The organism is Pseudomonas sp. PDM22, assembly GCF_014851965.1.
In the GTDB taxonomy this organism is placed as follows: domain Bacteria; phylum Pseudomonadota; class Gammaproteobacteria; order Pseudomonadales; family Pseudomonadaceae; genus Pseudomonas.
Window position 1 is genome coordinate 598,909 of record NZ_JACVAR010000006.1, and the last position, 10,054, is coordinate 608,962.

General features: G+C 65.4%; 9 protein-coding genes and 1 rRNA gene. 6 read left to right on the plus strand and 4 right to left on the minus strand.

From position 1 onward, the window contains the following. Positions 1 to 14: 14 nt before the first annotated feature. Genes sixA through IB255_RS23310 form a run of 3 tightly spaced genes read right to left on the minus strand, consistent with a single transcriptional unit; the run spans position 15 to position 1,867 of the window. Entirely contained in the window at positions 15 to 479 is a 465-nt protein-coding gene (gene sixA, locus IB255_RS23300; RefSeq protein ID WP_081519159.1) for a phosphohistidine phosphatase SixA, read from the minus strand. Beyond that, positions 476 to 832 (minus strand): DUF4389 domain-containing protein, encoded by a 357-nt coding sequence (locus IB255_RS23305; protein WP_081519158.1) that lies wholly within the window; start codon positions 830 to 832, stop codon positions 476 to 478. Before IB255_RS23305 ends, sixA begins: the two co-directional genes overlap by 4 nt. Positions 833 to 844: 12 nt before the next feature. Further along, positions 845 to 1,867, minus strand: coding sequence for an NAD(P)H-dependent glycerol-3-phosphate dehydrogenase (locus tag IB255_RS23310; protein WP_081519157.1), 1,023 nt, complete (start codon positions 1,865 to 1,867; stop codon positions 845 to 847). Positions 1,868 to 2,049: 182 nt separating this feature from the next. Here IB255_RS23310 and IB255_RS23315 point away from each other — a divergent pair, with 182 nt between their 5' ends. From IB255_RS23315 to IB255_RS23340, 6 genes are all read left to right on the plus strand, one after another. Then, positions 2,050 to 4,158: a TonB-dependent receptor plug domain-containing protein gene (locus tag IB255_RS23315; RefSeq protein ID WP_230986157.1), complete on the plus strand. Its 2,109-nt coding sequence runs from the start codon at positions 2,050 to 2,052 to the stop codon at positions 4,156 to 4,158. Between the two features lies 1 nt (position 4,159). Next, a complete protein-coding gene (locus IB255_RS23320) occupies positions 4,160 to 5,080 on the plus strand; it encodes an ABC transporter substrate-binding protein (RefSeq protein ID WP_081519156.1) in 921 nt (306 codons plus the stop codon). Continuing rightward, a complete protein-coding gene (locus IB255_RS23325) occupies positions 5,077 to 6,993 on the plus strand; it encodes an ATP-binding protein (RefSeq protein ID WP_081519155.1) in 1,917 nt (638 codons plus the stop codon). Before IB255_RS23320 ends, IB255_RS23325 begins: the two co-directional genes overlap by 4 nt. 231 nt (positions 6,994 to 7,224) lie before the next feature. Next, entirely contained in the window at positions 7,225 to 7,740 is a 516-nt protein-coding gene (gene fabA / locus IB255_RS23330; RefSeq protein WP_017517389.1) for a 3-hydroxyacyl-[acyl-carrier-protein] dehydratase FabA, read from the plus strand. A 10-nt stretch (positions 7,741 to 7,750) separates the two neighbouring features. After that, on the plus strand, positions 7,751 to 8,968 hold the full coding sequence (gene fabB / locus IB255_RS23335; protein WP_045208787.1) for a beta-ketoacyl-ACP synthase I: 1,218 nt from the start codon (positions 7,751 to 7,753) through the stop codon (positions 8,966 to 8,968). Positions 8,969 to 9,086: 118 nt separating this feature from the next. Beyond that, the gene (locus IB255_RS23340; protein ID WP_192210900.1) at positions 9,087 to 9,545 is read left to right on the plus strand and encodes a GNAT family N-acetyltransferase; all 459 of its coding nucleotides are present in this window, start codon (positions 9,087 to 9,089) and stop codon (positions 9,543 to 9,545) included. 209 nt (positions 9,546 to 9,754) lie between these two features. Here the strand turns inward: IB255_RS23340 and rrf are convergent. After that, positions 9,755 to 9,870 (minus strand): 5S ribosomal RNA (gene rrf, locus IB255_RS23345). Positions 9,871 to 10,054 lie beyond the last annotated feature (184 nt).

The following is a 10,054-nucleotide window of genomic DNA, read 5'->3' on the forward strand; positions in this document are numbered from 1 at the left end:
GAGACTTGCCTGCCTCAGGAATGCCGCGGATGGTGCAGCGACACCAGCTCCATCAGCCCCGCTACCGGCACCTCGCCTTCCAGCTCCGCCAGGGTGGCGGTGCTGAACGGCACGGCGTCGCTGCGGCTGCCATGCACCAGCAGGCCGGCCAGCGCGCCCACCAGCGGCTGGTGGGTGACCAGCAGCAGGTTCTGCTCGTTGCGGCCGTCGAGGAAGCGCAGCACGTCCTTCGGATCATCGTCGGGGGTCAGCCAGGGCGCGGTGCCGACGGAACCCTCGAAACCCAGCGCCTCGCGGACCAGTTCGGCGGTTTCCTGGGCGCGCGCATAGGGGCTGGCGAGGATGCCATCCAGCGGCTGGCCGGCGAGCTGGGCAGCACTTTTCAGCACTTCCTTGACGCCGTGTGCCGTCAGCCGGCGTTCGGAGTCGCGGCGGGCCTGGGGTTCGGCTTCACCATGACGGAGCAGCCAGAGCTTCAAAGCTTGGGCTCCTCGTCGCGCACCGGGTGCGGCGCCGGCGGCACATCATGCGGGGCCTCGCCTTCGGGCGTATGGGCGGTCGGCCAGTCGGCGAACGGCCAGGGCTTCTCTTCAGTCTGGAAGGTGCCGAAGCGGCCGATCTGCGCGAAGTACTGGCTCAGGCTGTCACCGAAGCCCATCAGGCTGCCGCTGGGCGCGCCGTAGATGATGCGGTAGACCAGCTGGATGACCACCACGGCGCCGAGGATCATCTCGGCGACGAACCAGACCAGCGCGAAGACCAGCATCCAGACGACGCGCAGGACCAGGGATTCTTTCTCCAGACGGTCAGAGGGCTGACGTTCCGCAGACATGGTGATACCTCCTCAGAAACCTGTGGTGGGAATGAAGTCGACGTCGGTCTTCGGCTCGCCGCTCATCAACGCGCCTATGACCTGTTCCAGGGTGCGGCCGCCGAACAGGATGGCGTTGAGGCCGGCCACCAGCGGCATGTAGACCTGCAGCTCGTCGGCCTTGGCCTTGAGCACCTTGAGGGTGTTCACGCCCTCGGCAGTCTCGCCCATGCGCGCCACGGCATCTTCCAGGGTGAGGCCTTCGCCCAGGGCGAAGCCCACCTGATAGTTACGGCTCTTGGGTGACGAACAGGTGACGATCAGGTCGCCCACGCCGGCCAGGCCGAGGAAGGTCATGGGGTTGGCGCCGAGCTGGACGGCGAAGCGGGTCATCTCCGCCAGGGCGCGGGTGATCAGCATGCCCTTGGTGTTCTCGCCCATGCCCAGCGCGGCGGCCATGCCGGCAATGATGGCGTAGACGTTCTTCAGCGCGCCGCCCAATTCGACGCCGAAGCGGTCGCCACTGGCGTAGACGCGGAAGGTGCGCCCGTGCAGTGCATCCTGCACCTGCGCGCAGAGGTCGTCATCCTCGCTGGCGACCACGGTGGCGGTCAGCTCATGCTCGGCGATCTCGCGCGCCAGGTTCGGGCCGGAGATCACCGCGATGCGGGACTTCGGCGCGATCTCTTCGAGCACCTGGCTCATCAGCTTGAAGCTCTGCGCCTCGATACCCTTGGTCAGGCTGACCAGCATCTTGCCCGCCAGCTCCTCGCTGCGGCCGTCGAGCACCTTGCGCAGGGCGCTGGAAGGCACCGCGACGAAAATCATCTCGCACTCGGCCAGGGTCGCGGCGAGGTCGGTGGTCGGCTCCACGCCGTCATGGATGCGCACGCCCTTGAGGTAATTGGGGTTCTCGCGGCGGGTGCGGATCGCCTCGGCCTGTTCCTCGTCGCGCATCCACTGGCGAACGCGCTGTCCGTTTTCTGCCAGCAGATTGGCGAAGGCGGTGCCGAAACTGCCACCACCGAGGACGGCGATCGGTTGCTGCTGTGTCATGTCTGTTCCATTGGTGACCGCTTAGCGGCGGCGATTGGGGCATTATAAGGCCGCATCGGCGACCGGCCAGTCCGGATCGCGGTACTGGCAATCAGCGCTGCCTCGTTTAACATCCGTCCTGTGGAAAACGTCTAGCCGTAGACATTGACCGAACCCATAAGAACCGAGAACAAGGTCGTTCCGTGCATCGTCCCGTCCGCGCTCCACTGCCGCTTTCCCTGCTTGCCGCACTGCTGGCGGGCGAGGCCGTGGCGGGCGACCTGTTCGTGGACAGCCTCGACGTCCCTGAAGTTCTGACCGCGACGCGGCTCAAACAGTCCCCCGCCGAAGTCCCTGGCAGCATGACGGTGCTCGACCGCGACCTGATCAAGGCCTCCGGCGCCCGCGACATTCCCGAACTGATGCGCCTGGTGCCGGGCATGATGGTCGGCTACCTGTCGGGCAACCAGGCAACGGTGAACTACCACGGCACCAACGTCACCGAGGCGCGGCGCCTGCAGGTACTGGTGGACGGCCGCTCGGTGTACCGCCCGGGCCTGGCCACGGTGGACTGGAGCGACATCCCGGTGGCCATCGAGGACATCGACCGCATCGAGGTCTTCCGTGGCCCCAACGCCGTGAGCTACGGCGCCAACGCACTGATGGGCGTGATCAACATCCTCACGCGCCACCCGGCGGACAGCCAGGGCACGCGGCTGAAGTACACCGCCGGGCAGAACGGCGTGCGCGACTGGTACGCCAGCCAGGGCATCCATGACCGCTCCGGCGACTACCGACTGTCACTCTCCGGGCAGGCAGACGATGGCTTCGACCACGACCAGTTCGACCGCGACTACCGCGACGGCCGCCGCCTGAGCCGCTTCAACCTGACGGCCAGCCACAACCTTGACCTGCGCAACAGCCTGGACTGGCAGCTCGCGGCGAAGGAAGGCAGCAACCAGCGCCCCTACGACTACGAGCCGATCTTCGGCAACATCGCCGCCGGCGACGACAACTCCGACCTGACCGCCCGCGACTACGCCGGCTCCCTGCGCTGGACCTTCGACATCAACCCCGAGCACAGTCTCTACGTGCAGGGATACGCCGAACACTGGGAGCGCCTGCAGGACTTCGGCGCGTGCGAGGCACAGATCGCCTTCAGCCCGCAGCTCGCGCAGTTGTGGGATATGAATCCGAAGTACGTGCAGAACTTCGCCGACACCTTGCCACGCATTCCCCGCGGCACGGCGCAGGAGCAGGCACTGGCCCGGCAGGTGGTCCAGCAACTGGCGGCCGGCGCCTACCTGCCGGTCTGCGGGCAGGTGAACCAGAACATCCGCGAAACCCGCTACGACCTCGAAGTCCAGGACACCCTGAGCCTCGCCGATGGCGTGCGGCTGGTCAGCGGCATGAGCTACCGCCACGACCAGGCCACCTCGGAAACCTACTTCGACGGCACGGTGAACAACGACATCTGGCGCCTGTTCGGCCAGCTGGAGTGGCACCTGACGCCGCACTGGTTGCTACAGGGCGGCGCAATGGTGGAGGACGACCAGCTCTCCGGCAGCTCGGTCAGCCCGCGCCTTGCCCTCAACTACCTGATCACCCCGCGCCACAGCCTGCGCGCGGTGTACTCCGAGGCCGTGCGCTCGCCGGACATGTACGAGAACGACGTGAACTGGAGCTACCGGGTGCGCAACCTCTCGGCACCGGTCTACGGCCAGTCCAGTGCCTACTACTTCGCCCGCGCCCACGGCCCCGGCGATCTCGACCAGGAGCGCATGCGCTCGCGGGAAATCGGCTACAACGGCCAGTTCGACGAACTCGGGCTCGCGGTCGACATCAAAGCCTACTACGACGAAATCCACGGGCTGATCAGCGATCCCTTGAAGGTCTCCGACTTCGAACCGAGCAACGACAACGACATCCGCTTCAGCGGCGCCGAGTCCCAGCTCGACTGGCGCCTGACGAGGCAGGATCGCGTGCGCCTGACCTACGCCTACGTCGATTACGACGCCAGCAGCCGCTACGACCAGCGCCTTACCGCGCGCAACAGCGGCTCGGCCGGCTGGATGCGCGACTGGGGGCGCGGCTGGTCGAGTTCGGTCTTCTACTACGGCGACGATGCACTGAACGAGCACCGCTTCGAGCGCCTCGACCTGCGCGTGGCCAAGCGCATTCCCCTGGGTCACGCCGCGCTGGAGCTGGCCGGCGTGCTGCAGCAACGGCTGGACGACGAGCCGCTGACCTGGCCGGAAAACCGCTACGACAGCCGCCACCTGCTCTACTTCAGCGCCGAGGTGGACTTCTAGCATGTCTGCCCGCCGCTCATGGACGAGCCTCGGAACCCTACTCAGCGCCCTGCTCCTCGGGCTGGCCTGCCTGTTCGCACTACCGGCCCAGGCCCGTGACATCCTGCTGGTCAGCACCGAACAGAGTCAGGCCCTGCAGGACTTCGCCGAGGCCCTGGCGCAACGCCGCCCGCACGACCAGGTGCGGCTGGAATCCCCGGAGAACCTGCCGCCCGCCGCCAGTCTCGATGGCGAAACCCGCCTGCTGCTGCTCGGCAGCGGCGCGCTGAACTGGCGCCTGGCCAGTGACGATGCACCGCCGGCACTGACCCTGCTGGTCAGCCGCGTCGAGGCCCGGCAAGTGCTGGGCGAGCGCGAGCCGCCACACCTGAGCCTGCTATGGAGCGACCCGCCACCGGCACGCCAATTGGCGTTGGCCCTGCAACTCAACCCGCGCCCACAACGCATCGGCGTGCTGCTCGGCCCCAGCAGCGAGTTCCTTCTGGAAGAGCTTCAGCGCAGCGCGGAACAGCTCGGCGTCGAACTGACGAGCGAGCTGCAAACCCGCGCAGAAGACAGCCGCCCGCTGCGAGAACTGCTCGGTCGCAGTGACCTGCTGCTCGGGTTGGACGACAAACAGCTTTATAACGCGCAGACCATCAAGGGCATTCTCCTCAGCGCCTACGCCGAAAACCGGGCGCTGATCGGCCCGACTGCCGCCTTCGTCAAGGCCGGCAGCCTGGCCAGCAGCTACAGCGACCAGAGCGACTGGCTGGAGACCCTCGACACCCTGCTCGACGAGCCGGCGGAGCAATGGCCCCGCAGCCTCTACCCCGAACGCTTCAAGGTGCAGAGCAACCGCCAGGTGGCGCGCTCGCTCGGCATCGACCTGCAAGGCGACGCGGAACTCGCGCAGCGCCTGGCCGAAGGAGAAAAACCATGAGTTCCCGCAAGAGCTGGAACATCCAGACGCGCATGCTGGCCATCAGCCTCGGCCCGGCGCTGCTGCTGACTGTGCTGCTGACCGCCTACTTCACGTATTCGCGTCTGCAGGACCTGCGCCTGGAGTCCAACCACACCGGCCAGCTGATCGCCAACCAGCTCGCCCCGGCGGCGGAATACGGAGTGATCTCCGGCAACCTGCCGGTGCTGCAGAGCCTGTTGCGGGCGACCTTGAGCACCGCCCACGTGCGCTTCATCGAAGTGCGCGATCGCGGCGACAACATCCTCGTCTACGTCGAGCACGCCGCCGATCCCGCGCAGGCGAGCACCAAGGTGGAAATCTTCCACGCCTCGATCCAGCGCGAGAACATCGCCCTCAATGGCAGCGACCTGGCGAGCTCCAACGACATGCTACCGACGGCCGCACCGCCCAGCGGGGATTACCTCGGCCGCGTGGTAGTCGGGATGGCCAGCGACGCCTTCAGCGAACGGCAACAGGAAATCCTCCTCAAGGCCAGCCTGCTCGCGCTGTTCGCGCTGATCCTCACCTACCTGCTGGCGCGCCGCCTCGCCCGCCGCCTGGCCGCACCGATCCATACCATGGGCCGCGCCGTGCAGGCGATCCAGACCGGCGACTACCACACCACCCTGCCGGTGCCGGATGACGGCGAAGTCGGCGACCTCGCCCGGCACATCAACAACCTGGCCCGTGGCCTGCAGCAAGCCAGCCTGGAGCAGGAGCGCAGCATCGCCCAACTGGTGGCGGCGCGGGAGGAGGCCGAAGAGGCCAACCGCGCCAAGTCCGATTTCCTGGCGATGATGAGCCACGAGCTGCGCACCCCGATGAACGGCGTGCTGGGCATGCTGCAGCTGCTGGAAACCACCGAGCTGAACCAGGAACAGGCCGAGTACAGCGCACTGGCCACCGAATCCACCGAGCACCTGCTCAAGGTCATCAACGACATCCTCGACTTCTCCCGCGTCGAGCGCGGCGCGCTGGAACTGGAGCGCATCCCGTTCAACCTGCTGGAACTGATCCAGAGCTCGATCCAGGTCTTCCAGCACAGCGCCCAGCAACGCGGCCTGGAACTGGAAATGAACGTGCAGGACGGCCTCGACAACCTCGAGGTGCAGGGCGACCCGACGCGCATCCGGCAGATCCTGGTCAACCTGCTGGGCAACGCCCTGAAGTTCACCGAGGAAGGCGGCGTGCGCCTGGAAGCCACCTGGCAGGCGCTGGACGACGAGGTGCTGTGGCTCAGCTGCTCGGTGCAGGACAGCGGCATCGGCATCTCCCGCGAGCGCCTGGAGCACATGTTCGAGGCCTTCCAGCAGGCCGATTCGTCGACCTCGCGGCGCTACGGCGGCACCGGACTGGGGCTGTCCATTGCGCGTACCCTGGCCGAACGGATGGGCGGCACCCTGGGTGCGGTCAGCGAGGAAGGTTGCGGCTCGACCTTCACCCTGGAGATCCCCCTGCCCTTCAGGGAGCGTCAGAGTGCCGCAGACGACGGGACGAACGGCGGCGACGCCCTTGCCACTGGTCAGTCCGTGCTGCTGGTGGAGGACAACCCGGTGAATCAAACGGTCATAGAAGCTATGTTGCGCAGCCTGGGTTATCGCGTCACGCTGGTGGGTGACGGCGCCCAGGCTGTGCGTACCTCGGAGCGCGGCGAGTTCGCGGCGATCCTGATGGATTGCCGCCTGCCGGTGCTCAACGGCTACGAAGCCACCCGGCAGATTCGTGCGAAACCGGGCGGCGAACAGGTACCGATCATCGCCCTGACCGCCAACGCGCTGCAGGGCGACCGCGAGGCGTGTCTTGAAGCAGGAATGAACGACTACCTCGCCAAGCCGTTCAAACGCGCGGAGCTGCAGCGGATTCTGCAGCGCTGGGTTGCTCCAGGTCGTTGATCGATGGAGCGCTTGCCCGCAAACTGCGGACCGGCCCGGGGCCTGCGTCCCGACGGAGAAACCAGGCATCGGCGAAAAGTGAACAAGCGTTCGCCGATTGCTGTGACTTTCACTTAAAGGCAATAGTCTATGACTAGGCTGCCGCATGACACCGTGACAAGAACAACGGAACGCGGCGCCGCAGGCACAAGCCAAACAACGCCTGCTATCCAGGATTTTTGAGGAGCTCGCATGACCAAACAAAACGCCTTCACCCGAGAAGACCTGCTGCGCTGCAGCCGCGGCGAGCTCTTCGGCCCGGGTAATGCGCAACTGCCCGCCCCGAACATGCTGATGATCGACCGCATCACCCACATCAGTGATGTCGGCGGCAAGTATGGCAAGGGCGAACTGGTCGCCGAGCTGGATATCAACCCGGACCTGTGGTTCTTCGCCTGCCACTTCGAGGGCGACCCCGTCATGCCCGGCTGCCTGGGCCTCGACGCCATGTGGCAGCTGGTTGGCTTCCACCTCGGCTGGCAGGGCAACCCCGGCCGTGGCCGCGCCCTGGGTTCGGGCGAAGTGAAGTTCTTCGGCCAGGTCCTGCCGACCGCCAAGAAAGTCACCTACAACATTCACATCAAGCGTACGATCAATCGTTCGCTGATCCTGGCCATCGCCGACGGCACCGTCAGCGTCGATGGCCGCGAAATCTACAGCGCCGAAGGCCTCCGCGTCGGCCTGTTCACTTCCACTGACAGCTTCTAAGGGTATCCGCATGCGTCGCGTCGTGATCACCGGTCTGGGCATCGTTTCCTGCCTGGGCAATGACAAAGACACCGTCTCCGCCAACCTGCGTGCAGGCCGTGCTGGCATCCGCCACAACCCCAGCTACGCCGAGATGGGCCTGCGCAGCCACGTTTCCGGTTCGGTCAACCTGAACCTGGAAGAGCTGATCGACCGCAAGGTCTTCCGCTTCATGGGCGACGCCGCCGCTTATGCCTACCTGGCAATGGAACAGGCGATCAAGGACTCCGGCCTCACCCCCGAGCAGATCTCCAACCCGCGCACCGGCCTGATCGCCGGCTCCGGCGGTGCTTCCACCCTGAACCAGATGGAAGCCATCGACACCCTGCGCGAGAAGGGCGTCAAGCGCATCGGCCCATACCGCGTCACCCGCACCATGGGCAGCACCGTTTCCGCGTGCCTGGCCACTCCCTTCCAGATCAAGGGCGTGAACTACTCCATCTCCTCGGCCTGCGCCACCAGCGCGCACTGCATCGGCCAGGCCATGGAGCAGATCCAGCTGGGCAAGCAGGACGTCGTCTTCGCCGGCGGCGGTGAGGAAGAACACTGGAGCCAGAGCTGCCTGTTCGACGCCATGGGCGCCCTCTCCACCCAGTACAACGACACCCCGGAAAAGGCCTCCCGCGCCTACGACGCCAAGCGTGACGGTTTCGTCATCGCCGGCGGCGGCGGCATGGTCGTGGTCGAAGAGCTGGAACACGCCCTCAAGCGTGGCGCCAAGATCTACGCCGAAATCGTTGGCTACGGTGCGACTTCCGATGGCTACGACATGGTTGCCCCGAGCGGCGAAGGCGCCATCCGCTGCATGCAGCAGGCCCTGTCGACCGTGGATACCCCGATCGACTACCTGAACACCCACGGCACTTCCACCCCGGTCGGCGACGTCGCTGAAATCCGCGGCGTGCGTGCAGTGTTCGGCGACAAGGCCCCGGCCATCAGCTCCACCAAGAGCCTGTCCGGCCACTCCCTGGGCGCCGCAGGCGTTCACGAAGCGATCTACTGCCTGCTGATGATGGAAGGCAACTTCATCGCCGGCTCGGCAAACATCGACGAGCTGGACCCGGAAGTCGCTGACCTGCCGATCCTGCGCGAGACCCGCGAGAACGCGAAGATCGACACCGTCATGAGCAACAGCTTCGGCTTCGGCGGCACCAACGCCACCCTGGTCCTGAAACGCCACAACGGCTGATCGGTGATCCAAACAGGAAAGGCGCCCCAGGGCGCCTTTTTTGTTGCCTGCAATTCCGCCCTACCCTCGCGCTGCCGATCCCGTCAGGATGAGCAGGCGGATAACAGGGAGCGCAGAGATGGAATTGACGATCAGACAAGCGCGCAGCGACGACGCCACGGCCATCAGCCAGGTGATCGTCGCGGCCGTCAGGGAAAGCAACGGCCAGGACTACCCAGCGAGTGTCATCGAATCGGTGGTGGCGAACTTCACGCCTGCGCGGGTGATTGAGCTGCTGGAGCAACGCCTGGTCTTCGTTGCCTTGCTGGGGAGCGAGATCGTCGGCACAGGCGCCCTGGATGGCAATACCGTGCGCAGCCTCTTCATAGCGCCACAGCAGCAGCGCAAGGGCATCGGCCAAGCCCTGATGGAGCAAATAGAGAAAGCCGCCCTACAGCGCGGCGTAGAGACCCTGCTGGTCCCCTCTTCTCTCACCGCTGAAAGCTTCTACGCTCTCCTGGGCTATCGCGTGGTACGCGAACAACTCCACGGCGAAGAGCGCACCCTCATCATGAACAAGCCCCTCACTCCCCAGTAGGAGCGGGCCATGCCCGCGAACCGCATCCCTCACGGACCTCCGGCAAACGCCGGTCGTAGGGCGCATAACGCCTCAAGCGTTATCCGCCATTGCAACGAATAACCCGTCCCGGGTTACTCGCCCTGTATAGGGCTCCCGCATTGGCTTTTTCCGCCCCAAAAACAAAACCCCCGACCAGCTCTCGCTGATCAGGGGCTTTGGAATTAGAAGCTTGACGATGACCTACTCTCACATGGAGAAACTCCACACTACCATCGGCGATGCATCGTTTCACTACTGAGTTCGGGATGGGATCAGGTGGTTCCAATGCTCTATGGTCGTCAAGCAATTCGGCTGGATGCTCGCCTTGGCGCTCATCCGAATTCGGGTTGCTTACACTAATAAGCAAAACCCCCGGCCAGCGATGCTGACCAGGGGTCTTGGGATAGGAGCTTGACGATGACCTACTCTCACATGGAGAAACTCCACACTACCATCGGCGATGCGTCGTTTCACTACTGAGTTCGGGA